Here is a 23,169-nt window from a genome sequence, read left to right on the forward strand (position 1 = left end):
AATAGGACCATTATATCGAAAAAAACAGCCCAATGGCTGCCTTCTCTTTAAAAAAGTAAAAAAAGAACAAGCTGCTTTTTAGCTTACCTCTACACCTCAATAAGCAAAAAGCAGCGATCATCTACCTTTATTCCTATCTCCTCATCGAGCTTTAAAAAATGGACAATTTTTTCCTTAATAGCGTGAATAGGCTCTTGTTCTTTCACCAATAAATTAAGCGTGTTAGCAGAAATGGCTTCTGTTACACCGTCTGTATATAAGAACAGTCTGCCGCCCTCTTGATAAGCAAAGCTGCTTTTTCGGAATGTTAAATCCTCAAATATGCCGATTGGCGGAATTGTTGATTTAAATTCCGTGATTTCTGTGTCTCTCCCAATCCACAACGCCGGAGGGTGACCTGCATTTATGTATTCTATCTCCTTTGTATTCGTGTCAATGGTTAAAAAGATCGCTGTACAATAATGCTTTATGCCATCACCATTGCGAAACAGAAGATGAAGCTGTGTATCAAGCTCTGCCATAATTTCCTCAGCGGTAGCGCCTTTCATAATCAACAGCTGAAACAGTGACCTGAGCGACATGGAAATCAAGGCAGACGAAATCCCATGCCCCATAACATCAAGAATGATAAATCCATACTTGCCTGGAGAAATTTGATAAAAGCTGTACATATCACCAGACAGCTCGTTTGATGACTGGTAATAAGCAGAAATGCTTATCTCCTCATTACTGAAAGGAGTGGATAAGGAAATGCCCTGAATGTTTTTAGCCAAATCCAGCTCCCTTTTGATTCGCTCCTGATATTGTTCCTTTTGTTTATTGAGTTGAATAAGCTCCTTTTGTTTAGCTTGCAATTCACAAAGAACCTTTTCAAGCTCTTTGTTTGTTTCAGCCGCTTCCTTCAAGGCTGCAGCAGCAATGTTTCTTGCCTTCAAAATCTCACTTTCAAACTCAAGTCGTTGATGCATCGGAACAAGCACACATTCAATGACAAAGACGCCTTCTTTCTTATGTCTATTTGCAAAAATCAAGGCAGGAATCTCCTCGCCGCCTTTTTTCTGCAGAGAAAAGTGCATTTCTTCAATTTTATTTTCATGACGAATTAGCGGAAAAAAATAAAGCTGGCAAAAGATCCTTGAGGGCTTCGTCAATAACTGATTCATATGCTTATTAATCAAGTCATGACGGTCAAACCCTAACAGCTCCAGCAAGGTTCTGTTGACGGACAGAATATTCCCGTTATCTGAAAGCATTAGAAAGCCGCATGGTGCTTCATCCAGTTGTCTATCCATACATCACCAGCTCCTTTCCCTTAATCAAGGGTGCCTAAATATTCTCTCATTAATTCAACCGTTTGGTCCGGATGGCTCAGATGAGGGCAGTGTCCAGCTGCATCAATTACTCTTATAAGACTGTCACGCATATTTTGATGCATATATTCACCGACTGCTTTTGGCGCAACCACATCATCTGAACATTGAATAATAAGGGATGGCACAGAAGCTTTCGCAAGTTCTTGGCGATAATCAGAGAAAAACGTAGCAATCGCAAACTGACGGGCAATAACTGGATCTGTCGAACAAATGCTGATCATCAGCTCTTCTGCAAGAGAAGGCTGGTCTTCATTCGCCATGACCATCGCAGCAAAACCTTTCGCCCAGCCGATATAGTTTTTGTCGAGCAAATCAATCAATCCGTGAAGCTCTTCCTCCTCAAACCCTCCATAGTATGGCGGCTTGTTCAAATAGCATGGTGAAGGACCAATCATGATCAGATTGCTAAAGCATTGCGGTCTTTCCAAGGATGCCAGCAAGCCGATAATGGAACTGACAGAATGGCCAACAAAAATAGCATCCTCGAGCTGCAGCTCATCGCAAATGTCGAGAACGTCCTGTACATAGCCGTGCAAGCTTTCATATTTCTCTTGATCATATTGGGAGATGTCAGATTTGCCAGAACCGACATAGTCAAACAGGACAACTTGATAGTCTTGTTCAAAAGCACTGGCTGTCCAGCGCCACATATTTTGGTCACACCCAAACCCATGGGCAAAGATCATTGTTTTGGAGCCGTTCCCACTAACTTTAACATTATTGCGATGTGTTATTTTTGGATGCTGTCCCATTTAGTCCCCTTTTACTTTTTCGTTTTAGTTGATAAGGTCATTATATGCTAAAAAGTCTTGAAAATTAAATAAAATAGTTCAAAGTTTGAATATCTTTTTTTTGAGATTTTCACTAGACAAAAAGACATCTTCCTATGAAGATGCCTGCTAGTTTATTAATTATTAATATATTTTTCAAATACGAAGCCGAAATCTTTTACATTGTATTTCTTACGGCTGTTCATGAGCCAGTTAAAAACTTGATCATTAATGTTGCGGAAATGCTCGGAAACATCTCCCTCTATTGAAGCACGCACTAATGTACTAGACGTAATTTGCAGACTTTCCTTCGCAAATTCCAAAGAAATTTCGTTTTCCTGTGTCAGTTCACTGATTCGGATTAATGCTTTATATAAATCCTTGATAGCTTCAATATGGTTTTTATGTATATCAATGCTGAATGGAACAGATCCCATCGAAAACTTAATTTCCACATCGAGATCAATCGTGCCTGCTGTTTCCATCGACACATCAGAAATCGCATGCTCTTTATACGAATATCTTTTCAAGCTTCTCTTTTTGCTGATTGCACTCGTACCGTCAAGATGGACTAACGCCCTGTTTGTAAAGCAATATTCATCTGTCTTTGATTTAATCAAAAAGTAAATTTTTTCATTATCCTCATGAAGGATATAATCATCAGCATCTACTTTATCATAATCAGAAGGGTGAATAACACTTCCTACATCACTTAAACCTAATGCATCAGACGCGATTTTTTTAAACACGGGTGAGTTCCTCCTAAAATGGTAATCTTCTAGTATATTACTCCATTTATTTACATCCACTACTATTATTTTAGCTTATTTAAGGAAAGGTTGAAAACTATTTTTCGAAAAGTTGTGCCATTTGTATCTAGGAAGAAAGTATCTTACATAAGAAAGAATACAAACATATACTAATAATGGGGAATTTTTTGTTTATTGTAAATCTATCACACAGTCCTATCGAGGTGTTTTAATATGGAAAAGGTTTATATCGACTCTGATCTTATCGGCAGGTCATTCATCTGCTCTCTTCTATCGGCAATAACGCTTAGTCTTGTTTTTATTTTATTACGGTCAACTTATTTTTCTTTTATGGAACTTATCATTTTTTCTCTTATTATCTTTTTCTTTTATTTGTTTATCGCTACACCGCTGCAAATTAAGCTGAACCAAAAGCCTAAAAGCTTCAGTATTAAATATCTTCTCATCTATCTGATTGGCTCTGCGATTACTAATGCTGTCTTGTTAATGACTATGCATCAAAATCCTTTTAATTTCCTGGAGTTTTATTTAATGGTTTTAGCTGGTGCCATTATTTTTTGGATTTATGATTCGGTTTTGCTGCAGCAGCAGGAATAGTATAAATAGTAAGGTTTTTCTTATTCCAAGATCTTAGTTTAATAGTTCTCTTCATTTTTCCTTCACAATTAATTATACTGCAACTGCCCACTTTCTTGACAGCGTTTTCAATTCACAAACCTCTTTGCGAAACATTGAACAAAACCTTCTGGAATGCAAATCACATGATAAAATAATGCTGCATAATTAAAAGCAACCCGATTAATATTCAAGACCAAAGCCATTGGTAAAGTGCTCAAATTTTTACAACATTTCAGCTATTTCCAAAACAAACAATAAGGAGTTGAAACCGATGTCAGCAGACCAATCAGCATTTTAATTCCCATTTACTTATTCATAATGCTTGTACTAGCAGAAGAACAAAATATCGTACTAATTACCTCGATATAAAAAAAAGGGAAATCAGCGAATGGCCTGCACTCGTCCGACTTTCCCATCTGTTAGCCTTACTTTTATTCCATGTGGATGGAAAGAGGAATTTGTGAGAATATCTTTAACTACTCCAACGGTTCTCTTTCCTGTTTTTTGATCTGCTTTTAAGACGATTTCAACCGTTAGCCCGGAGGTGATGTCTTTTCTGTTTTGGCCGTTCATTAGACGCCCATTCTTCTTCGCTGGTTGTTCGTTTTTTTCGTTTGCTGGCTGTTCATCTTTTGCATTTTTGTATTGCCGTTAAGATTTGGGCCTTGCTGAGATTGTTGCTTTTTATTGGCAAGCTGCTGCTTCATTGCATCCTTTAAGCTTACTTTTTTCTTTTCTTGTTCTGACATTTTGTTTTCCTCCATTGCATTTTTGACTTGCTATTGCTACTATAACACACACCTAAATAGGAAGAAATCATTCTCTACAATTCATCGGCGAATTGATTCAGTCTTACTGCCATTTCCTGAATTTCCTCCATAAATGCACATGTTTGCTTAATGGAATTTGCCTGTGACTCCCCAATAGATGCTATCTTCTCAATCGAACGATTCATTCTGCTTGTCGCCGCCTTTATCTGTTCCATTGTAGCGTGGATTTGCTGGGTTGATTGAACAGTATCTCGGGAAAACTTTCTAATTTCATTTGCGACAACTTCAAAGCCCTTCCCCTTTTCGCCTGCTCTGGCCGCCTCGATTGCTGCATTAAGACCAAGCAAATTTGTCTGATCCGCAACCCGCTTAATAAGTGACAACACCTCTGTCGATTTATTCACCTCTCCTTCTGCTTGTTTTGATTGCCCAAGAAGTTCCTGTGAGAAATTAGCCAAAGATCCAGAGCTGTCTGTAATCATGCCAATTTGTTTGTTTGCCTGCAATAAAGAAGCGAGCATTTGATTGACAATCTCCCGCAGTTCAGTCTGTCTGCGCACTTGCACAGCAATCCCGCCAATCACCTCTCCCTTTGTATTAACAATCGGCGTTGCTGTGCCGATAAATTCAAACCCATAAAAATTTGCTGGAACGGAGGACTTGAACGCTTTTTTATCCCGAAGAGCAATGGCAAGAGGTTCCTCTCGTGAAAGCAGCTGGTTTACTTTAATTTTCAAGTCGATTGCATCTCCAGGAAAATAGGCGACAAACTTTTCTTTATCACAAATGGCAATCGACAAGTCTAACGGGATAGCCATTTTCATCATAGGGATAATGTCGATAATGCTTTCTAATGATTCTGCTCTGTTTAACAATCGTAGAACTCCCTTCCCGCGTAATACTCTTAGTATCACTTAAGCAAGGAAATACTAAACATCACTACACATTAGTTCAATCGATGTTTATAATACAAATATAACCAATTTTTTAAGTGCGGTGATTTTTTGTTCAAAATATTATTAATTGAAGATGACGCAACCCTTTTTGCTGAAGTAAAGGACCGGCTCAGCCAGTGGTCTTATGAAGTATATGGGATAACTGACTTTTCTAAGGTAATGCAGGACTTTACGACAGTAAAGCCTGATCTCGTTATCATAGACATCCAGCTTCCGAAGTTCGACGGATTTCATTGGTGCCGCATGATTCGCTCTCAATCAAAGGTGCCGATTATTTTCCTGTCCTCACGAGATCATCCGACTGATATGGTCATGTCGATGCAGCTTGGAGCTGATGATTTTGTCCAGAAGCCCTTCCATTTCGAGGTGCTAATCGCTAAAATCCAAGCAATTCTCCGCCGTGTGTACAATTACAGCCTAGAACAGACGGAAAAGAAGACTTGGTGCGGTGCAACCCTCGATTATGAAACAAACACTGTAGCTAATGAAAATGGCACAATCGAACTGACAAAGAATGAAGCTTTTATCTTAAAATTGCTTGTTGAGCAAAAGAATAAAATTGTCAGCCGAGACACGCTCATTGAACATCTTTGGAATGACAGCCGCTTTATAAGCGATAATACCCTTACAGTGAATGTTAACCGGCTTCGCAAACGGCTTGAGGAGATTGGAATCGGAAAGTTTATTGAGACGAAAGTCGGCCAAGGCTATATTGCCATTGAAGAGGACGAGCTATGATTTGGAAATTTATTAAAGAAAAACAAAGCTGGCTTTTATTTATTTTGTTTCTCCTAGCATTGAATCTGGTTGTGGCAGCACTTGATGATACAATTGCCTTCACATCAGTTCTATATACTGTATTTTTGTCTTTGCTGTTTTGCCTGCTGTATTTGTTTTGGAGATATCAAAAGGAAACAGCTTTTTATAAGACTTTGACCGAGCGGGACGATAATCTTGATTTATCAGGTATCGCTGTTCCTGAAAGTCCATTCGAGGAAATTGTCGCCGAAAGTCTGAGACAACAAACCTTGTTGTTAAAAGAAGAGCTGCTCACAAATATAGTCGCATTAGAGCAAGAAAAAGACGACCTCCTCTCTTGGATTCATGAAGTAAAGACACCTATGACAACATTGCGACTTCTAATTGACCGGATTGACGATAAAGAAATGCGAGGCAATTTAACATATGAATGGCTGCGGATACATCATCTTCTTGACCAGCAGCTTCATTCAAAACGCTTGCCTTTCATGCAAAATGATTTGTATGTGGAAAAAATATCTTTACAGGATATTTTGTACGATGAAATTCGCACATTGCAGACATGGTGTATCCAGAAAGGAATTGGTTTTGAGGTTGAGCTTTCAGAAACTGCAGTGCTGACAGACAGTAAATGGCTGGCATTTATTATCAGACAGCTGCTGACAAATGCCGTTAAATACAGCGAAAAAGCAGATATTGTCATTACAAGCAGCAGGAAAGACGAGCAGATTATACTGCAAATCCGTGATTTTGGAATCGGCATGGAGAAAAAGGATTTGCCGCGTATTTTTGATAAAGGCTTCACATCTACAGCTAACCATCAAAACCAGCATGCGACAGGCATGGGATTATACCTTGCCAAAAAGGCAGCAGATACCCTCCATATTACAATGGAAGTCGATTCCTTGCCGCAAAAAGGAACAGCATTCACCTTGACCTTTCCAAGAAAGAATGACTTTGTCCATTTGTTAAGCAATGCAAGCATGTGACAAAACTGTCACATGCTTCTTCTATTTTGTTCGCTGATTCGAAGGATGAGACAGTTCGAGGTGCCTATAATGTAGATATAAACAAGTGGTTAGGAGAGTGACTTAATTTGATGATATTAGAAGCAAATCAAATTCAAAAAAGCTATGGAAACAAATTTAATAAACAAGAGGTACTCAGAGGTGTCAGCCTGTCTGTTCAAAAAGGCGAGTTTGTCAGCATTATGGGAGCTTCTGGTTCTGGAAAAACAACATTGCTTAATGTGCTGTCTTCCATAGATAAAGTAAGCAACGGAACCATTAAAATTGAAGGCAGTGAAATAACCGGGATGAGGGAGAAGCAGCTTGCTCAGTTCCGTAAAAACAACCTCGGCTTCATCTTTCAAGATTATAACCTGCTCGACACACTGACAGTGAAGGAGAATATCCTTCTTCCCCTGTCTATCACGAAAACACCAAGAAAGGAAGCAGAAAACCGTTTTACAAAAATCGCCAATGAGCTCGGCATATTTGAGCTAAAGGATAAATATCCAAATGAGATTTCCGGCGGCCAGAAGCAGCGTACATCTGCAGCCAGAGCTTTTATCCATGATCCGAGCATCATCTTTGCTGATGAGCCGACTGGTGCATTGGACAGTAAATCAGCTTCTGATCTTTTGAACAAGCTGAGCAGCTTGAACGAAACACTTGCCGCAACCATTTTGATGGTTACACATGATCCACTTGCTGCGAGCTATTGCAGCAGGGTCATTTTCATTAAAGATGGACAAATTTACACACAGTTAAATAAGGGAGAGCAGGACAGGCAGCATTTCTTCCAGGATATCATGAAGACACAAGGAATTTTGAGCGGGGTGCAATATGAACATTAATCAGCTCATTTTTCGCAACCTTGTCAAAAACATCAAGCATTATTACTTGTATGTATTTGCCTTGATTTTCAGTGTCTGCTTGTATTTCGCTTTTGTCACCCTTCAATATGATCCGTCTATGGATTCGGTGGAAGGAACGATTAAAGGCGGTGCTGCCATTAAAGTTGCCTCTATCTTGTTAGTCGTTATCGTCTCCATTTTTCTTTTTTATGCGAATATGATTTTCATTAAAAGACGCAGCAAGGAAATCGGACTGTTCCAGCTGATTGGCATGACAAAGGAAAAAATCTTTTGGCTTCTAGGAATGGAGAACTTCCTGTTATACTTTGGAGCGCTTTTCATCGGTACCTTCATCGGCTTTTCCTTTTCAAAGCTAATTATCTTAGTTTTATTTAAGATAACTGGCGTAAAAGGAATTGCAAAACTTCATTTTTCAAATGAGGCATTAGTTCAGACAATTCTTGTGTTTGCAGTCATCTATATCTTCATTATGCTGATGAATTACATCTTCATTAAAAGACAAACAATCTTAAACTTGTTCAGAGTAACATCATCTGCAGAAGGCAGAGTTAAAAAAATGTCCGTCATGGAGATTATTATCGGGATTATCGGGATAGCAGGAATCATCTCAGGCTATTATGTTTCGTCAAAGCTGTTTGATGGCGATTTTCAGACAATGAATGCATTGTTTGGTGCGATGGCCTTTATATTAGGGTCTGTTATACTTGGCACCTATCTCTTCTATAAAGGGTCTGTCAGCTTTCTGTTCAATCTTGTCCGCAAAAGCAAGAACGGCTATTTAAACATTAATGAGGTCCTGTCTTTATCGAGCATCATGTTCAAGATGAAATCCAATTCGCTTCTGTTAACCATTATCACAACTGTATCAGCGCTTGCGATTGCCTTGCTGTCGTTATGCTATATCTCCTACTATTCTGCTGAGAAAAATGCAGAGACTAGCATCCCCGCTAATTTTTCATTCGGATCGAGTGAGGAAGCTGCGTTGTTTACAGAACAATTAACCAAAAATAAGATAGCATATGACGAAACAAAGATTGACGTAATAATGGCTGATATTAATATCGGCAAAATTTTAAAGGCGGATTTCAACAATCTTAATTTCGACCCGAATATGACGACACTTGCTGTTGTAAGCGAAAACAGTGTGAAAGGGGTCGATTTAGAGGAGGATGAAGCATTATTCACAAACTATGATGGTGCATTAAAAGAATTTATGCCGATGAAAAACACTGGAGATATAACGCTTGAAACAAAGGACGAAGCAATCCCGCTGCACCTCATTGGTTTAGATGACGTGCCAGTTATATCCTATAAGTACACAGCTGGCGGGATGCCGACAACGATTGTCGACGAAAAGGTATTTGCTCAGCTTAACAGCAACAAAAATGACAAGCTGCAGTTAGCTTCAAGCACTTATTTCGGAGTTGATATTAACAAAAACGCGGAGATTGAAAAAGCGAATGACATTTACCATGACCTTAAATTAGAGGAGCAGGAATTCAGCCTTTCCCGTCTCGATATGGCCACTAACAACAAGTCTAATATGGGACTGACTATGTTTATCGTCGGATTTCTAGGTTTGACCTTCCTTATCACTTCCGGCTGTATTCTTTACTTTAAACAGATGGATGAAGGCGAAGAGGAAAAGCATAACTACACGATTTTAAGAAAGCTTGGCTATACGAAGGGTGATCTGCTCAGAGGAATTCAAGGCAAGCAGCTGTTCAGCTTCGGAATTCCCCTTGTGATTGGTCTTGCTCACAGTTATTTTGCTGTCCAATCAGGCTGGTTCTTTTTCGGAACAGCATGGACACCAATGCTTACTGTTATGGTCGTCTACACGCTTCTCTATTCCATCTTTGGACTATTATCTGTCCTATACTATAAAAAAGTAATAAACAACGCGCTTTAAAACCTTTACCTATTATTGGCAGTTTATCTTCTGTCAGAAGGTCTATATATACTTTATAACCTTTTAAGGAGGATGATAGAAATGAGTAACTTTGACCAATACAAAGACAAAGCTATCGATGCTGCGAAAAAGGCGCAAAGAAATGAGAAAGTCCGAGACAAAGAAAGAGATATGGGTGAAAAGTTAAAGGATAAAATGAAAGATAAGTTTAATAAATAACCCGTATAAAAAGAGCAGGCTAGTTTACGATAGCCTGCTCTTTTCATTGGGCAAATTTGGAGTTGCCGCACCCTCCTAACATTTCCTGTGTAAGGCTTGGCAGCACTATTTCCACAGTCGTCCCACTACCTACCCTACTTTTAATGTTTAATTGGCCGTGATGGCCCTCTTCAATTATCTTGAAGCAGGTCATTAATCCAAGTCCTGTCCCCTTCTCCTTTGTTGTATAGAAAGGTTCGCCGAGTGTCGCAAGTCTCTCTTCTTCAATGCCAATCCCTTGGTCGACAATTTGAATCGATATCTTGTCTTCTTCTAGCGCTTCTACTGTTATCGCAATAATTCCCCCGTTTGGCATTGCTTCGATCGAGTTTTGCAGAAGGTTAAGGAATACTTGCTTCAAACGGTTTTCTTCACAAAAAATCATCGGGATGTCTTCATCCATCTTCGTGTAAATTTGTGTATTATACAAATTGGACTGAGCATTGATAAAGGTGACAACATCTTTAATAATATCTTTAATATTTTTCTTTTTATAAACGTCTGCAGTCGGTTTAGAAAGAAACAAAAACTCTCCGACAATCGTATTTATTCGCTCTATTTCGGATAGAACTATATCCAAATATTCATTCTGCTTATCATCAGACTTTAACAGCTGAATAAATCCTTTGATGGAAGTAAGAGGATTGCGGATTTCGTGGGCAATTCCTGCAGACATTTGCCCGAGCAGCGCCATTTTCTCTGACTTCTGCACATATTGGTTCGTCTGCTCTTTGCGCTCTGTAATATCTGTGCCGAGGGAAAGAACGGCATCCTTGCCGTCAAAGGCAATCGACAGACAGCTGACTTCAAAATAAAACACTGATTTGTCGAATCGCATCATTTTATATTCAATATTGTGGAGCGGCTTCTTCTCTGTTTTGACAAGACTCATCCGCATTTCCCAGCGTTCCTTGTATTCAGGTGCAATAAATTCTCCGAAGGACCTGCCAATCAGCTCACTAGGAGAGTTCGCCCCCATCATTAGAACTGCTGCCTTATTCACATAGATAATTTTGTTCTTGTGATGAATAAACACCGGCTCTGGCAGGGAATCAACTAGCAGCCTGTAGCTGGTCTCACTCGAACGGGCTTTTTGCTCAAAATAGCTGCCTAAGTCAATATGATAGCCGACAAACCATGCAATGGCCGTAAAAATGAAGAAGTCGATTGTAAAGAAAGGCTCATGGTCTGCTATCTTCTGATACAACGTAAATAGGACCGAAACTAACACCAACACAACTTGTCCAGTTCTTTTCATATTTGGAGGTCTCCCCATCATATCCATTGCTCCCATGCAACATAATAGTATTAACACGTTCTTTATGATGAACATTCTTTTCTCTTATTCTACCATCTGATTGGTGGAATTGGTAAAAATTTATGATTGTTTTTTTACGGCTAGATTATGTGTCTTTTGTCAAAAAATTTGCAGAAATCGCAAAAAGATCATTTTTTTATTGTTATATAGCTTTATTTTTCTTCTACCCTTGTAGCTTGCGGTCTCAAACGCTGTCTCATTATTCACACACTATTGCAAAATAAAGAATTCCTGTTCATGAAAACCCTTTCTTATTGTACTCTCCAGAAATACAATTGTATTCTTAGGAAAAATTTATTATGATAGTTAAGTTGAATCAAGAATTATAGATAACCAGCTGAAAGATGCTTTTTAATAAAACTGCAAGAAATGAGATTGGTTTTATTCCAACTTCATCATTTCGTTGCCGGAAACCTACTCCATGAGCATTATCATATTTTGAAAATTACGGCTGCTAAATCGTGAAAGAGGGGATATAAATGTCAAACAACAACAAGCTTTCCCAAGGCTTAGAATCACGTCATATCCAAATGATTGCATTAGGCGGAACAATCGGAGTCGGACTGTTCCTAGGCTCTTCCAGTACAATCGGCTGGACAGGCCCATCCGTTTTGCTTGCATACGCAATTGCTGGAATGTTCGTATTCTTTATCATGCGGGCAATGGGAGAAATGCTTTATCTAGAGCCTAGCACAGGTTCCTTCGCCACATTCGGCCATAAATACATCCACCCGCTTGCAGGCTATATGACTGCTTGGAGCAACTGGTTCCAGTGGGTAATTGTCGGCATGTCAGAAATCATCGCTGTCGGAGAATATATGAACTACTGGTTCCCTGATTTACCGCCATGGATTCCAGGATTAATCGCCATGGCAATACTAGGTGCTGCTAACTTAGTATCTGTAAAATCCTTCGGAGAATTTGAATTTTGGTTTGCCATGATTAAAATTGTTACAATCGTGCTCTTAATTGTAGCAGGCTTAGGCATTATCTTCTTCGGATTTGGAAACGGCGGACAAGCTGTCGGCTTATCAAATCTATGGGCACACGGCGGCTTCTTCTCAGGCGGCTTCACAGGATTTTTCTTTGCCCTTTCTCTTGTTATCGGTGCCTATCAAGGAGTTGAATTGATTGGGATCACTGCTGGAGAAGCAAAAGATCCAAAGAAAACACTAACAAAGTCAATCAACAGCATTATCTGGCGCATTCTTATTTTCTATATTGGCGCGATTTTCGTTATTGTTACAGTGTATCCATGGGATCAGCTCAGCTCTGTCGGCAGCCCGTTTGTAGCAACATTTGCTAAAGTCGGTATCACAGCTGCTGCTGGTATTATTAACTTTGTTGTTATCACTGCTGCCATGTCAGGCTGCAACAGCGGTATTTACAGTGCAGGACGCATGCTTTATACATTAGCAATGAACAAGCAAGCACCAGCCTTTTTTGGAAAACTAACTTCAAATGGCGTACCATTATTCAGCACAATCGGCGTTATGGTCGGATTATTAGTTGGTGTTATCTTAAGCTATATCGCACCAAAGGGCATCTTTGTTTACGTTTATAGTGCAAGTGTCTTGCCAGGAATGGTGCCATGGTTTGTCATCTTAATCAGCCAAATTCGTTTCAGAAAAGCGAAAGCAGCCGAAATGGGCAGCCATCCATTTAAAATGCCATTTGCACCTGTAACAAATTATGCAACTATCGTATTTCTATTAATCGTCCTTGTCGGCATGGCCTTCAATAAAGACACACAAGTCTCTCTTGTTGTCGGAATCATCTTCCTGCTCTTAGTTGTCATCAGCTTCTTCGCTTTTGGCATCGGCAAGGAACGCCCAGACAAAAAGGACACTACTACAACAGCAAACCGTTAAATATAGAAAACAGCACTCCTTAACATTAAGGAGTGCTGTTTTTTATTTAGCTGATTTTTTTTGACCTATACAACAGGCAAGAGTTAGGAAAATGTATGGGTATGTTAATAGAATCAGCTCTAAAAATCCATATTCTCTAAAAATATGACCTTCTCTCGGGTCTGTATCATAGTAATAACCTTTACCCACCATATAGATGCCGACGAGCAAATAAGTGACAAATGATATAGTAAGCAAAACATAGCCTAGTATATGGAATTTTATATTTAGAACACAATATAATAATATGCCAAAAAAGATTAATCCTAACAATAGTAACAATACACATACATATAATGGCTCATATAAATAATCACTCTCACTTCCAGGGAAGTTCATCATCCTCCCTCCTTTCTTATCGTCAATTCTTGATAGATATCCCTCTTTCCTTTCAAGTCACAGAATGATCATAAAAAATGGGTTATTCACTTTAATAAACTGATAGTAGTATTTCTCTAAACAAAAAAGATGAGCCCAATAAAACCGGACTCACCCTTCCTTGTTAACTTTTCTGCACGACAGCTTTCCTGCCCAGATTACGAAGTCTGGACAGCCGTCTTTTAATGACAATTTTCAGCGCTGCATATCGCATCTTTTTATAAATACTTCTGCAGTTTTCCTTTGTCCAATTTAACATCACAAAATAATCATTTGCGTTTTTAGCGGAATATTTTAAGAAGTACATAACTGTAACGTACACACTGTTTCCCAACCAGTCCTCTACTTCTTTGGCATTGTAGTTGAAGTCATTAACAGCCATATTTTTGATTGTCTTTTTTTCGTTTAAATTTTCAATGATAAAGTCACTCTTTAAGTTAAAGGTGATATTATTGCCGTGAATTCGATACACACCTGCGACTGTATCAAGAAAGCCGGCATCGCCAACGAGCAGGGATCTTAAATAGATAGCAGAATCATTGACCATTTTCATGTTTACAATGTCCATCTCAATGAGCGCAGACCGCTTAAAAACAGTTGTTAATGTGGATGCTGGCTTCGGGTAGCCTTTTTTTTCAAAGTTAATAAAATAATCATATTTTTTGACGATGGTGTTTAGCTTAAGGTCTGAAAGTTTTAATTCGGATTTGTTCGTTTTATCTAAGAATACATTAGCTGCCACAAATGAAACTTCTGGATGCTGTTCATGAAAATGGACTGCTTTGCTTATATAATTCGAATCAATCAGATAATCGTCATCATCTAAAAAGAAAATATACTCGCCGTCAGCATGTGTAACAAAGGCTTTCAAACGGTTTGTGCCTGGTCCTTCATTCTTGTTATTTCTCATATAAATGACATTGGACGTACTAGCATATTTCTTCTCCATTAAAGAGCTTGTTCCGTCCTGGGAGTTATCGTCTATGATGATTAACTCAATATTTGGATAATCTTGCTTTAGAATACTATCAATTACTTGTTCTAGAAATCTTTCTCTATTATACGTAGTAATAATAACATTCACTTTCGGTGCTGATTGGTTTGGGAACGTAATTTCATCATGCAGCGAGCTTTCTTTATAAGCCTGAAACCTCGTTATATAAGTGCATATTTGTTTAGCAGCTGCTTCATCTAGAAAAAATTGCGCTTCTAAATAGAAAAGAAACACTTCTGCAGACAGCTTTCCTTTTAACAGTGCAAGTAACACTTCGTTAAAATTCTCTATATAATCCTTTTGTTCGGCAGAGTCAGCTAGTTTTTCACTTAAAAACTTTTGAAGTTGTGCTATATCCACTATAGTGCTCATTTCTTGCTGATTGGTATGGAAAAAGTCAGTAATCACAGTGCCAGTTTGTTTTAGTTCATGCTCCGAATTCATAAACATCCTCCTCTCTTATGTAGAGATAGATTTTTTGCGTTTTTGTTGATTAATAAGTTTAACGATAATATCTTTTGTATATTTAAAAGCCTCTCTGTCGATAACAGCATTAACAGAAGCAAATATCACAATCGTTAATCCTAATAAAATAACGGCGCTAAGAATTGTCGTTACATAAGAAGTTGGATGAATGCTCATCGCTTTGGCTGCAGTTACGATGATTGAGAATATCACAATATTTGTCAGCCATCTTCTTATTGTCATCCACGCATTTCTTTCCAGTATCTTTTTGTTCGCATAAAGGACGATATCGATAGAGCGATATAATAATGCTGCGATTGTGCCAAGCAGCACACCATATATTCCTAAAAACTGAACAAGCGTGATGGAGCAGACTAGATTAATCGTACATTCCAATATCGCCCGGCTTTGTGTCTTCTTGAAATGCCCTGCAATATTTATGACATTATTAGAGGTTGCTCGCGCATTCACTAATAATTTAATGATGACAAATAAGGTCGGTATCCAAAAATCAATATAGTTTATATCCTTAATTCCGCTCGTATACAGCTCCATAAATGGCAAGATGAATATATAGGCGACCGTAAATAAGGAGAACACAAAGGACATGAAACAAACTTCGTAAGCATTAAATAGTTTTAAGAACTTATCTTTGCCTTCATGAAAGGTTTGTCCGAGTGCAAATGTGACACTGCTGTTGACGGTGCTGATGACTTTATCTAATACAGAAAACAGCATATTATAAAGCACATAGACACTTACAACCTTTAAATTCGTAAAGATAGTCAGAATAAGGACATCCGTATTGTTAAAGATTAGAGAAGATATTTGGTGAACCATCACTGATTTTTTTTGCGAAATGGCGTCAAAATCTGGTTTAACCTTTAAATCTAGCCATTGATAATTCCTATTAATATAGATTTGATAAATGATAATTTGCACAATCATTAACACAAAATGTGTCGATTGAATCGCAATAAGATTATAGCCTTTAAGGATAAATAAAATCTTTAATCCACTTATCACAATATTAATAAGTGTTGTGATTGATGTATCGACATAGCTTTTTCCTTCTGCAATTAAAAAAGCTTTAAAGGTTCCTTGAAAATAGAAATTAATAGCTCCGCCCATACCCGTAACGAGAATTACAAACATAATCGTCATTTTATCGATGGATGAATCAATAAAAAGCGGATAGAAAACGGAAAGCAGGATAATACAGATAAAATAGTAAATACCCGTTTTTTTATAGTAGCTTGATGTAGCTGACAGGATAGAATTTATATTTTCCCGATTTGCACCTGCCACTTGTTTATATAATGCTTGTAAGGAGGCAGCTCCTACCCCTGCTTCTAATAGGGACATATAAATAATAATTTGCCCAACAGAAGATAATAATCCATTTACCTCAGAACCAAAGTTCACCAAAAGTAAACGCGGAATTAAAATGCCTAGTGCTATGATTAGTAACTGACTTATTAACCCTAAGGCTAAATTGATCAGACTTCTTTTGGCTTTCATATTTACTCCTTTTTATTTCCAGTCATTCAACAAGTATTTATCCAGCTGTAGAAACTGCAGGTTAGAATCCTTGATAATATGCTCCATATCCAGTTCTCGATACTCTACCTGCGCAAGTTCTGTAATATCAAGCTTGCCAATATCCTTGATTTCACTGTATTTTCCTTCAAAATTTATATCGTGTAACACATTGGTCATTTTTTTGCTGTAAATTATCGGAAACACTTTTTTCTTAAATAACAACCCAAGAATCATCGCGTGAAATCTTGTGGCATACATTATTTCGACTTTATGAAGCTCCGCCAATGCTGTATCTAAATCATTTTCATAGTTAACTACTTTGATGTTAGGCTTGTATTTATCGTCCATTACTTGCAGCAGCTCAGCGATTGCTTTTTCATCACCTTCATATTTACAAAAGGAAAATAACGTGACTTGATAATCATTGTTAATAAATGATTCACAAATTTCTTTCATCTTCTGTAAATAAGCCGCTTTAAATGGTGCTAGGTTTTCCCGGTTACTCACATCTATCAGTGAAATACCAACCCTTTTCTCCACCTGAATTCCTTGTGTTTGATAATCCAAATTAAACACAACATCTTGTGCTAAGCGGACATTGGGAAGCTCTTTAAACAACTCATATGATTGATTATCTCTAAAGCAAACATCATCATAGTTTGAGAAGATATGTTGATAGCTTTCAAAAAAGCCGCTATTTTCATATGGCCCAAAATTGCAGCCTAACAAAAAATTAGACTTATTATTTAATAGCTTCGCTTTATCCTTTTTTATCTTCGTTTGCCAATTCTCTTTTTCGATAAAAAGAGAGCCGCCAATATATACATGTGCGTCCATCGTTAAACCAAGCATCGTTCTAATAAAGGATTTGCTGAATAGTTTATTAGGAATCTTATCAATCACCTTATAAAGGATATTCGGATAAATCACATGTAAGTTTTTTATTCCTGTGAAAGCACTAAGCTTCTCTTTATTTTCATAAATATAGAATTGTGTTTGAGGGTATCTCTCACATAAAACTTTAACGAATAAATCATCTCCTAAGTTGTTGTTTAAATATGCTGATATTAAAACCCTTTTCAAAGAAACACCTCGTTTATCCATACAGTTAAGTTAGTTAGCTTTTTTACACAATCTTCTTTTTAAGCTGTTTCGGGTACTTTAATAAAACATCGCCTAGGAGAAACTGACCCTTTAAGTATTGATGAATTACAATTCTTTTCATTAATTTTTTTATCCCTTTATTGTTATGCTTTACGGAAGCTTCCCATTTAGGGAAGTAGCGGTCCATTGTTGTCTTTATATTCACGGCTATATTCATTCTTACAGTCGTATCTTCTACGTACATGAGTTTAAATAATAATCCATTCAAGAGATGGTCGATAAACAAATATTCAACCTTATTTAGATTCTTATTAAGCTTCCCTTGTCTTTCTAATTCCTTATACACATTTTCAACCATATAAATCTTATCGTTCAGTTTTAAAGGATTAATTGTGTTCGTTTGAGAAGTCTCTCTAGAAACATCATAAAAATAGAGGGCTTGATCAATTTTTGCTATATTACTAGCATTCGCAACAACCACTGGGACAATCCCGAGATCTTCATACCAATAGCCCTCAGGAAAACGATAGTTCTCCCATAACTTTCTGCTAAACAGTTTATTGCAAGGTCCGGCACTGCAGGTATGCAGTTCTGTGCCAAGATGAATATGCTGTTTCTGGCCTTGTTTATTCACTTTGTAATAGTCAAACACAATCAAGTCACATTGTTGGCTGTTGACTATATCCACACATGCTTGAACGGCATTATTGTCCAAATAATCATCGCTGTCCACAAACAGGAAGTATTCGCCTTTTGCGATACTTATCCCTAAGTTTCTAGCGCTCGCTTGACCGCCATTTTCTTTGTTATAGATACGGATTCTATTTTCTGTTTTGCCGATTTCCTCTACAATGCTTAAAGAGTTATCAGTCGAACCGTCATTTATCACTACTATTTCTATATGTTTATACGTTTGATTTTTGAGTGAATCCAAACATCTCGTTATATATGCTTCTACATTATAAACAGGTATGATAATACTTATTAAAGGATTAATCATGTCTTTGTTTGTCCCTCCGCTATGTTGTACATTAGGGTAGCTCCTCTTTCGTTCATTATACTAACAATTAGAAAAGCAAAGATAATAATGGAATTTAATTAGCAGAAATAACACTAATTCTTTACAGTAACTTAAAGTTTTTCCTGTTGCTTTTAATGAACTCCCTCTCTTTATCCATCAAACTATTACAACTCTTAAAATAATTCATGGTTTAAAAAAATTCACAGCGTCTATATATAAAGTACAACACTAAAGGAGGCTGTCCAAAATGGTTAAACCGAATGATTTAAAAGACAAAACAGTGGACCGTCCACTTGATGACAAGAAAGTTGAAGAACAGGTAAAGAATATTAAAGAAGACAACAACGAGTCTGATGAAAAGAAGAATAAAGAATAAAAAATAAGCCTCCAATAAATGGAGGCTTACTTTCCGTTTATCCAAAAATCTCGCCGTCGTTTTGGTCGAGGTCCATAGCAGAGTACATATAAGCTTGATTAAAGTCAGGAGTATATTCCGGTTTATCTGACAGCTTTTTAAGATGTCTGCCTATTAAGTACTTCGTCTCACTGGAGATGAAACCAAACGGCAATTCTGCTGCTCTGCCGAAATAAATCGATGACTGCTTGCCGCTGCTTAACACAACCTTCTTGCTGTTTACCAAATATGGGCGGTCCATTTGTGTTGTATAAACGGTCTCCCAATCATTGACTGTCTCAAAGGCAATTTTGGAAAGATGGCCGCCGGAAACAGATAATAGAATAATATCTGGCTCCAAATAATCAACAAGCTTGTGCCAAGCTGGAACACCGCTTGATTCAAGGTTTTTCTGTTCACTTCTGCTGAGCGATTCCCATGTCTGATTCGTCGCAAGGGAGGAACAGATGTCTGTATGGATGGCCGTGTTTACCATATTGCCGTAGAAGCTGGCATCAAGACCGTTCAATAACGGCTCATAGGCTGGATCAAACCATTCTTTGTATGGCTTATCTTGGAAGTATTCATTTAGGGCAGCCAAATATTGCTGATTAAAATCATAAAAATGATCTTTTTTCATTGACTGAAAACGAAGGAAAGGGTCTGGGTCAGGGAACTCCTTCTTGGAAGGATTCAAACCGACTGTAATGATACGGATCGGGGATTCAAAATATTTTTTGATATTGCCAAAGTACAAAATTGGCATAGAAGATTTCACAACATAGGATAAATCTTTTTTTGATTCGAAGTTTTCCAAACACTCTTTTGCTAGACTGGTTAGTTTTGCAGGTTGAATAACAATAAAAATCACCCTTTCAAGAATTTTAAAAAAGTATTGCTCTACTAAATATTTCGCCCTCTATTTCAGTTTTCCCTTCAAAACGATTTAACACATCCAAACTTTTTTTAAAAGAATGATTCAAAATGCTTTAGACGCACGCCTTGAAACCTGCCATAATAGGAAAACCAGAGAAAGAGGAGCGTTCAAACTTTTTTTTACAATCATTTACTATAAATGTAAAAAAGCAAACTCTTGGTTGTGGAAACGCCTTCTTTTTTAATGGATAATAATGCTAAAAGAAGGTTTGACATGATTAATGAAAAATTTTTTGCAAGTTCATTAGGAAAACAAATCCGCTATGCAAGAATGAAGAAGGGTTTATCCCTTGAACAGCTCGGCGAACGGACAAGCATGAGCCCCAATTTCATCGGCAGGATTGAACGCGGCACATCTATTCCAAAATCCTTTACTCTATATAAGCTATGCAAGGAATTGGGCATCAATCCTAGTTTTCTGTTCATTCAAGCAGAAAAAGAGTACAAGGAGCAAATTTAGCTTACTAACTCCTTTCCCCTCCCCATTTATATTCTCTCTAAATCCCTGTAATTTTTACTGTATCCAAGAAACAACAGACAATACCTCTCGCAAAAAATTTTTCCCTTCTTAAGATTAACTGCATGCAAACCTCCCTTTTCACCTACTAAAAAAGGAGTGCATCGCAATGGCTAATTTCTATGATGATTATGAAATAAGCGAAAAAACCCTCGCCTTGAAACCTGCCTATAATCTGGAGTACAGCACGATTGTCCTTGAAGGAACAGAAGAATATTATGTAAAGAAAACTCCGCTTGAGCTGATCAAACAGGCCTCCCTTTTCGGCGGGGCTGAATATGACGGACGGCGCTGTGCTGTTTCCTTTCTGACCGGCATTAAAAAGAAAATCCCCATTCCCATCAATCCGCAAAAAAACATCTACGCTTTCCCGACACAATCGCCAAGCCAAATGGACTGCCACTGGATTTTTTTCTCCCATGTTAACCTCATTTCAGGAGCATCCTCTGTCAGCAATAAAAGTACAATGATTGTTTTCCAAAATGGCAGGAAGCTGGAGGTTAAGGAATCGGCTCATATTCTCGACAAACAGATGTACAGAACCTGGATGTGTGTGAAAGCATTGAGCGGTGATTTTCCTGTCAGCACATAATCTCTTGCCAACAATAAGAAAATCGGGTATTAATGAAGAATAAAAGTTGTTACAGGAGGAAGATATGGCAGAGATTATTCGATTCATCGCCGGGATTGTCAATGAAATACATGATATTATCATGCAGGCTGCGGCCCATTTCGGCTGGCAGGCTAGTGATAAAGACTTGCATCTATGGATTATTGGCATCATTGGCATCCTCTCCTTTTTCGCGGTTCATGCCGTTTTCAAACTGCTTGCAAAATGGAGCATCACGAGCATCTCCTTCATTTATACCTTCACACTCATATTAGTACTCGTTTTTGCGATTGAAATACAACAAGGCATCACCGGCCGCGGCAATATGGAGTTTCAGGATGCAGTCGTTGGGATTTACGGATTTTTGCTGTTTTTCGGTGTTTATGTGCTGTACAGGGTTATTCGGTATGGTTTTCTGCGAATGGCACGGAAAAAGGCTAAAGCTGGACGGACGAGAAGATCAGGGTAAAAAAAGGAAGAACCTTTTTTAGCGGTTCTTCCTTTTTCTATTTATTTGTCTTCTGTGCTGATAAGCTCATTTATTTCCAACGCACCATCTTCAAGCTTATTCACTTTATAGGAGGATTTGTACTCCTGCCTTTTTGTTGTTCCATCTTCATAAGTAATGTCATACACATCTTCTGTATCAACAACATAGCCTTCGTCTGTTTTTTCATAATCTGTCACCTCGACAGAGACAACTTCTTCTGTAATGCCCTTTTCGTAAATATACTTTACATAATCTTTCGACTCTGTGTACGCTTTGCCATTCGGATCTAAATACGGACTCACAAAGGAGAATTCCCCTGCATTCATAGCAGAAACACTAGCATAGTAATAATCTTCCATGAATGAGTTCAAAGCCTCTTCTGTTTCTTCTGGTGTATCCTCCGTAAATTCTAAATCAATATAGTTCGTGTTAATAACTTTTTGAGCAGCAGTTTTCATTACGCCGTCCTTTGTTTCATACTCTGCATGAAGACTGATAGAACCGTCTGTAGGAATTGGACCGAAATCATATACATCTGCAACCTTTTTGCCAGTACTCTTTCCATTCACAAACAGGATACTGTCATCAATATTAGAATAAATATCTACATATTCCCCTTCAAAATCAAGATAGATATCCAGTACATTAGCATAAGCATCATCAAAGTCGAGCTTTTCTGTGTGTGATAAAGAGGCATAGTCGCCTTTATAACTGCCTGCAAGCTCCGTGTCACCTGGCAGTACATCCTTTATGGTCAGATCTTCGTCCACCTTCTGCTTGCTGTCTCTATATTCTACTTCTGCTCCGTCCAAATTGGCACTTACAGTTAGCTCAAATGGAATTGCCTCGATTTTGTATTGCTGGTAAAGGCCGAATTTCTTATCTCCCTTTACAAGACGCACAATTTCATTGCTGCTGTTATCTGTAACGGTCGCCCCGGCTGTGACACCTTCATAGGAAAAGGAGCTGGATATTTCGGATTGATAGTCTTTCAGATAAGCTAAGTAGCTTTTAATGTCTTCCTCTTTGAAGTCACCATCAAATTGCTCAAAGGAAATAACCTTCTTCGCCTCTTTTACATCCTTGCTTTTGACAGCTTGTTCAAATGCTTCTATTGTCTTTTCTGGTGTATATAGACTAGCAATGAACTTATGCGCACCAAACAGAATTACCACAGCCAGCGCAGCTGAAAGGATGATGATTTTATTTTTTTTGGACATTGGCTCTCTCTTAGCTTCTGCTGTTTGATGATTAGCATTGCTGGAAGGAGCTTGGACCGTTTTGCCGGTTTGTGCAGCTTCAAATGGCTGTCCACATGAATTACAGAAATTCTGGCCTGCCTTTCTTTCCGTACCGCAATTTTTACAAAATTTCATTTTTCTCTTCCCCCATATTTTAATAAGAGGCCTGAAATACGACAGGCCC

The 23,169-nt window shown here is 38.1% G+C and carries 25 protein-coding genes; 11 read left to right on the forward strand and 14 right to left on the reverse strand.

The genetic code is table 11. The features are described from left to right. Nucleotides 1-89: 89 nt before the first annotated feature. From MKX82_RS17920 to MKX82_RS17930, 3 genes are all read right to left on the reverse strand, one after another. Nucleotides 90-1,292, reverse strand: coding sequence for a SpoIIE family protein phosphatase (locus MKX82_RS17920; protein ID WP_341078911.1), 1,203 nt, complete (start codon nt 1,290-1,292; stop codon nt 90-92). A gap of 20 nt (nt 1,293-1,312) precedes the next feature. Beyond that, nucleotides 1,313-2,125 carry an alpha/beta fold hydrolase gene (locus MKX82_RS17925; protein ID WP_233315751.1) on the reverse strand — a complete coding sequence of 271 codons (813 nt, stop codon included), beginning with the start codon at nt 2,123-2,125 and terminating at the stop codon, nt 1,313-1,315. Between the two features lie 155 nt (nt 2,126-2,280). After that, complete coding sequence (locus MKX82_RS17930; RefSeq protein ID WP_341078913.1) at nt 2,281-2,892, reverse strand: PH domain-containing protein; 612 nt, start codon at nt 2,890-2,892, stop codon at nt 2,281-2,283. A 234-nt stretch (nt 2,893-3,126) separates the two neighbouring features. Here MKX82_RS17930 and MKX82_RS17935 point away from each other — a divergent pair, with 234 nt between their 5' ends. Continuing rightward, on the forward strand, nt 3,127-3,510 hold the full coding sequence (locus MKX82_RS17935; protein ID WP_233315753.1) for a UPF0715 family protein: 384 nt from the start codon (nt 3,127-3,129) through the stop codon (nt 3,508-3,510). A 402-nt stretch (nt 3,511-3,912) separates the two neighbouring features. Here the strand turns inward: MKX82_RS17935 and MKX82_RS17940 are convergent, their stop codons facing one another. The 3 genes from MKX82_RS17940 to MKX82_RS17950 all read right to left on the reverse strand — a co-directional run bounded on the left by MKX82_RS17940 (nt 3,913) and on the right by MKX82_RS17950 (nt 5,176). Further along, entirely contained in the window at nt 3,913-4,104 is a 192-nt protein-coding gene (locus tag MKX82_RS17940; protein ID WP_233315754.1) for a YwbE family protein, read from the reverse strand. Continuing rightward, on the reverse strand, nt 4,104-4,280 hold the full coding sequence (locus MKX82_RS17945) for a hypothetical protein (RefSeq protein WP_233315755.1): 177 nt from the start codon (nt 4,278-4,280) through the stop codon (nt 4,104-4,106). Before MKX82_RS17945 ends, MKX82_RS17940 begins: the two co-directional genes overlap by 1 nt. Before the next feature lie 74 nt (nt 4,281-4,354). Beyond that, on the reverse strand, nt 4,355-5,176 hold the full coding sequence (locus MKX82_RS17950) for a methyl-accepting chemotaxis protein (protein ID WP_233315756.1): 822 nt from the start codon (nt 5,174-5,176) through the stop codon (nt 4,355-4,357). Between the two features lie 129 nt (nt 5,177-5,305). On the opposite strand from MKX82_RS17950, the gene MKX82_RS17955 reads away from it, so the two are divergent. The 5 genes from MKX82_RS17955 (at nt 5,306) to MKX82_RS17975 (ending at nt 10,026) form a co-directional block, all read left to right on the forward strand. After that, nucleotides 5,306-5,995: a response regulator transcription factor gene (locus tag MKX82_RS17955; RefSeq protein WP_237941968.1), complete on the forward strand. Its 690-nt coding sequence runs from the start codon at nt 5,306-5,308 to the stop codon at nt 5,993-5,995. Then, a complete protein-coding gene (locus MKX82_RS17960) occupies nt 5,992-7,005 on the forward strand; it encodes a sensor histidine kinase (protein ID WP_341078918.1) in 1,014 nt (337 codons plus the stop codon). The genes MKX82_RS17955 and MKX82_RS17960 overlap by 4 nt, the downstream gene beginning before the upstream one ends. Nucleotides 7,006-7,112: 107 nt before the next feature. Next, a complete protein-coding gene (locus MKX82_RS17965) occupies nt 7,113-7,874 on the forward strand; it encodes an ABC transporter ATP-binding protein (protein ID WP_341078921.1) in 762 nt (253 codons plus the stop codon). Next, nucleotides 7,864-9,807, forward strand: coding sequence for an ABC transporter permease (locus MKX82_RS17970; RefSeq protein WP_341078923.1), 1,944 nt, complete (start codon nt 7,864-7,866; stop codon nt 9,805-9,807). The genes MKX82_RS17965 and MKX82_RS17970 overlap by 11 nt, the downstream gene beginning before the upstream one ends. Before the next feature lie 81 nt (nt 9,808-9,888). Continuing rightward, nucleotides 9,889-10,026: a hypothetical protein gene (locus MKX82_RS17975; protein ID WP_233315761.1), complete on the forward strand. Its 138-nt coding sequence runs from the start codon at nt 9,889-9,891 to the stop codon at nt 10,024-10,026. Between the two features lie 43 nt (nt 10,027-10,069). Here the strand turns inward: MKX82_RS17975 and MKX82_RS17980 are convergent, their stop codons facing one another. Beyond that, nucleotides 10,070-11,323, reverse strand: coding sequence for an ATP-binding protein (locus tag MKX82_RS17980; protein ID WP_341078925.1), 1,254 nt, complete (start codon nt 11,321-11,323; stop codon nt 10,070-10,072). A 539-nt stretch (nt 11,324-11,862) separates the two neighbouring features. Here MKX82_RS17980 and MKX82_RS17985 point away from each other — a divergent pair. Then, complete coding sequence (locus MKX82_RS17985) at nt 11,863-13,254, forward strand: amino acid permease (RefSeq protein WP_237941972.1); 1,392 nt, start codon at nt 11,863-11,865, stop codon at nt 13,252-13,254. Between the two features lie 42 nt (nt 13,255-13,296). Here the strand turns inward: MKX82_RS17985 and MKX82_RS17990 are convergent, their stop codons facing one another. The 5 genes from MKX82_RS17990 to MKX82_RS18010 all read right to left on the reverse strand — a co-directional run bounded on the left by MKX82_RS17990 (nt 13,297) and on the right by MKX82_RS18010 (nt 18,776). Continuing rightward, nucleotides 13,297-13,635 carry a hypothetical protein gene (locus MKX82_RS17990; protein WP_237941973.1) on the reverse strand — a complete coding sequence of 113 codons (339 nt, stop codon included), beginning with the start codon at nt 13,633-13,635 and terminating at the stop codon, nt 13,297-13,299. Nucleotides 13,636-13,795: 160 nt separating this feature from the next. Next, complete coding sequence (locus tag MKX82_RS17995; protein WP_341078927.1) at nt 13,796-15,109, reverse strand: glycosyltransferase family 2 protein; 1,314 nt, start codon at nt 15,107-15,109, stop codon at nt 13,796-13,798. 15 nt (nt 15,110-15,124) lie between these two features. Further along, the gene (locus MKX82_RS18000) at nt 15,125-16,651 is read right to left on the reverse strand and encodes a sugar isomerase (RefSeq protein WP_341078930.1); all 1,527 of its coding nucleotides are present in this window, start codon (nt 16,649-16,651) and stop codon (nt 15,125-15,127) included. Between the two features lie 12 nt (nt 16,652-16,663). After that, nucleotides 16,664-17,776: a polysaccharide pyruvyl transferase family protein gene (locus tag MKX82_RS18005; RefSeq protein WP_341078932.1), complete on the reverse strand. Its 1,113-nt coding sequence runs from the start codon at nt 17,774-17,776 to the stop codon at nt 16,664-16,666. Between the two features lie 22 nt (nt 17,777-17,798). Then, entirely contained in the window at nt 17,799-18,776 is a 978-nt protein-coding gene (locus tag MKX82_RS18010) for a glycosyltransferase family 2 protein (protein ID WP_233315770.1), read from the reverse strand. A gap of 268 nt (nt 18,777-19,044) precedes the next feature. Between MKX82_RS18010 and MKX82_RS18015 the strand changes: the two genes are divergently transcribed. Beyond that, the gene (locus MKX82_RS18015) at nt 19,045-19,173 is read left to right on the forward strand and encodes a hypothetical protein (RefSeq protein ID WP_282581406.1); all 129 of its coding nucleotides are present in this window, start codon (nt 19,045-19,047) and stop codon (nt 19,171-19,173) included. Between the two features lie 37 nt (nt 19,174-19,210). On the opposite strand, the gene MKX82_RS18020 is transcribed toward MKX82_RS18015, so the two are convergent. Further along, nucleotides 19,211-19,957 (reverse strand): hypothetical protein, encoded by a 747-nt coding sequence (locus tag MKX82_RS18020; protein WP_341078935.1) that lies wholly within the window; start codon nt 19,955-19,957, stop codon nt 19,211-19,213. Between the two features lie 384 nt (nt 19,958-20,341). Between MKX82_RS18020 and MKX82_RS18025 the strand changes: the two genes are divergently transcribed. The 3 genes from MKX82_RS18025 to MKX82_RS18035 all read left to right on the forward strand — a co-directional run bounded on the left by MKX82_RS18025 (nt 20,342) and on the right by MKX82_RS18035 (nt 21,723). Then, complete coding sequence (locus MKX82_RS18025; RefSeq protein WP_233315772.1) at nt 20,342-20,587, forward strand: helix-turn-helix domain-containing protein; 246 nt, start codon at nt 20,342-20,344, stop codon at nt 20,585-20,587. 166 nt (nt 20,588-20,753) lie between these two features. Beyond that, on the forward strand, nt 20,754-21,236 hold the full coding sequence (locus tag MKX82_RS18030; protein ID WP_233315773.1) for a competence protein ComK: 483 nt from the start codon (nt 20,754-20,756) through the stop codon (nt 21,234-21,236). Nucleotides 21,237-21,300: 64 nt separating this feature from the next. Beyond that, nucleotides 21,301-21,723, forward strand: a complete 423-nt coding sequence (locus MKX82_RS18035; RefSeq protein ID WP_233315774.1) for a hypothetical protein — start codon at nt 21,301-21,303, stop codon at nt 21,721-21,723. Between the two features lie 41 nt (nt 21,724-21,764). Here the strand turns inward: MKX82_RS18035 and MKX82_RS18040 are convergent, their stop codons facing one another. Further along, nucleotides 21,765-23,120, reverse strand: a complete 1,356-nt coding sequence (locus MKX82_RS18040; protein WP_341078938.1) for a zinc ribbon domain-containing protein — start codon at nt 23,118-23,120, stop codon at nt 21,765-21,767. Between the last annotated feature and the right edge of the window lie 49 nt (nt 23,121-23,169).

Origin of the sequence: Niallia sp. FSL R7-0271 (assembly GCF_038005785.1) — a bacterium.
Classification (GTDB): domain Bacteria; phylum Bacillota; class Bacilli; order Bacillales; family Cytobacillaceae; genus Niallia.

What these genes read in the sequence shown, in the direction of transcription:
- MKX82_RS17920 (WP_341078911.1), bottom strand. Translation starts at nt 1,292, where the DNA reads ATGGATAGACAACTGGATGAAGCACCATGCGGCTTTCTAATGCTTTCA.
- MKX82_RS17925 (WP_233315751.1), bottom strand. Translation starts at nt 2,125, where the DNA reads ATGGGACAGCATCCAAAAATAACACATCGCAATAATGTTAAAGTTAGT.
- MKX82_RS17935 (WP_233315753.1), top strand. Translation starts at nt 3,127, where the DNA reads ATGGAAAAGGTTTATATCGACTCTGATCTTATCGGCAGGTCATTCATC.
- MKX82_RS17940 (WP_233315754.1), bottom strand. Translation starts at nt 4,104, where the DNA reads ATGAACGGCCAAAACAGAAAAGACATCACCTCCGGGCTAACGGTTGAA.
- MKX82_RS17945 (WP_233315755.1), bottom strand. Translation starts at nt 4,280, where the DNA reads ATGTCAGAACAAGAAAAGAAAAAAGTAAGCTTAAAGGATGCAATGAAG.
- MKX82_RS17960 (WP_341078918.1), top strand. Translation starts at nt 5,992, where the DNA reads ATGATTTGGAAATTTATTAAAGAAAAACAAAGCTGGCTTTTATTTATT.
- MKX82_RS17970 (WP_341078923.1), top strand. Translation starts at nt 7,864, where the DNA reads ATGAACATTAATCAGCTCATTTTTCGCAACCTTGTCAAAAACATCAAG.
- MKX82_RS17975 (WP_233315761.1), top strand. Translation starts at nt 9,889, where the DNA reads ATGAGTAACTTTGACCAATACAAAGACAAAGCTATCGATGCTGCGAAA.
- MKX82_RS17980 (WP_341078925.1), bottom strand. Translation starts at nt 11,323, where the DNA reads ATGAAAAGAACTGGACAAGTTGTGTTGGTGTTAGTTTCGGTCCTATTT.
- MKX82_RS17985 (WP_237941972.1), top strand. Translation starts at nt 11,863, where the DNA reads ATGTCAAACAACAACAAGCTTTCCCAAGGCTTAGAATCACGTCATATC.
- MKX82_RS17990 (WP_237941973.1), bottom strand. Translation starts at nt 13,635, where the DNA reads ATGATGAACTTCCCTGGAAGTGAGAGTGATTATTTATATGAGCCATTA.
- MKX82_RS17995 (WP_341078927.1), bottom strand. Translation starts at nt 15,109, where the DNA reads ATGAATTCGGAGCATGAACTAAAACAAACTGGCACTGTGATTACTGAC.
- MKX82_RS18000 (WP_341078930.1), bottom strand. Translation starts at nt 16,651, where the DNA reads ATGAAAGCCAAAAGAAGTCTGATCAATTTAGCCTTAGGGTTAATAAGT.
- MKX82_RS18005 (WP_341078932.1), bottom strand. Translation starts at nt 17,776, where the DNA reads ATGGATAAACGAGGTGTTTCTTTGAAAAGGGTTTTAATATCAGCATAT.
- MKX82_RS18010 (WP_233315770.1), bottom strand. Translation starts at nt 18,776, where the DNA reads ATGATTAATCCTTTAATAAGTATTATCATACCTGTTTATAATGTAGAA.
- MKX82_RS18015 (WP_282581406.1), top strand. Translation starts at nt 19,045, where the DNA reads ATGGTTAAACCGAATGATTTAAAAGACAAAACAGTGGACCGTCCACTT.
- MKX82_RS18020 (WP_341078935.1), bottom strand. Translation starts at nt 19,957, where the DNA reads ATGCCAATTTTGTACTTTGGCAATATCAAAAAATATTTTGAATCCCCG.
- MKX82_RS18025 (WP_233315772.1), top strand. Translation starts at nt 20,342, where the DNA reads ATGATTAATGAAAAATTTTTTGCAAGTTCATTAGGAAAACAAATCCGC.
- MKX82_RS18030 (WP_233315773.1), top strand. Translation starts at nt 20,754, where the DNA reads ATGGCTAATTTCTATGATGATTATGAAATAAGCGAAAAAACCCTCGCC.
- MKX82_RS18035 (WP_233315774.1), top strand. Translation starts at nt 21,301, where the DNA reads ATGGCAGAGATTATTCGATTCATCGCCGGGATTGTCAATGAAATACAT.
- MKX82_RS18040 (WP_341078938.1), bottom strand. Translation starts at nt 23,120, where the DNA reads ATGAAATTTTGTAAAAATTGCGGTACGGAAAGAAAGGCAGGCCAGAAT.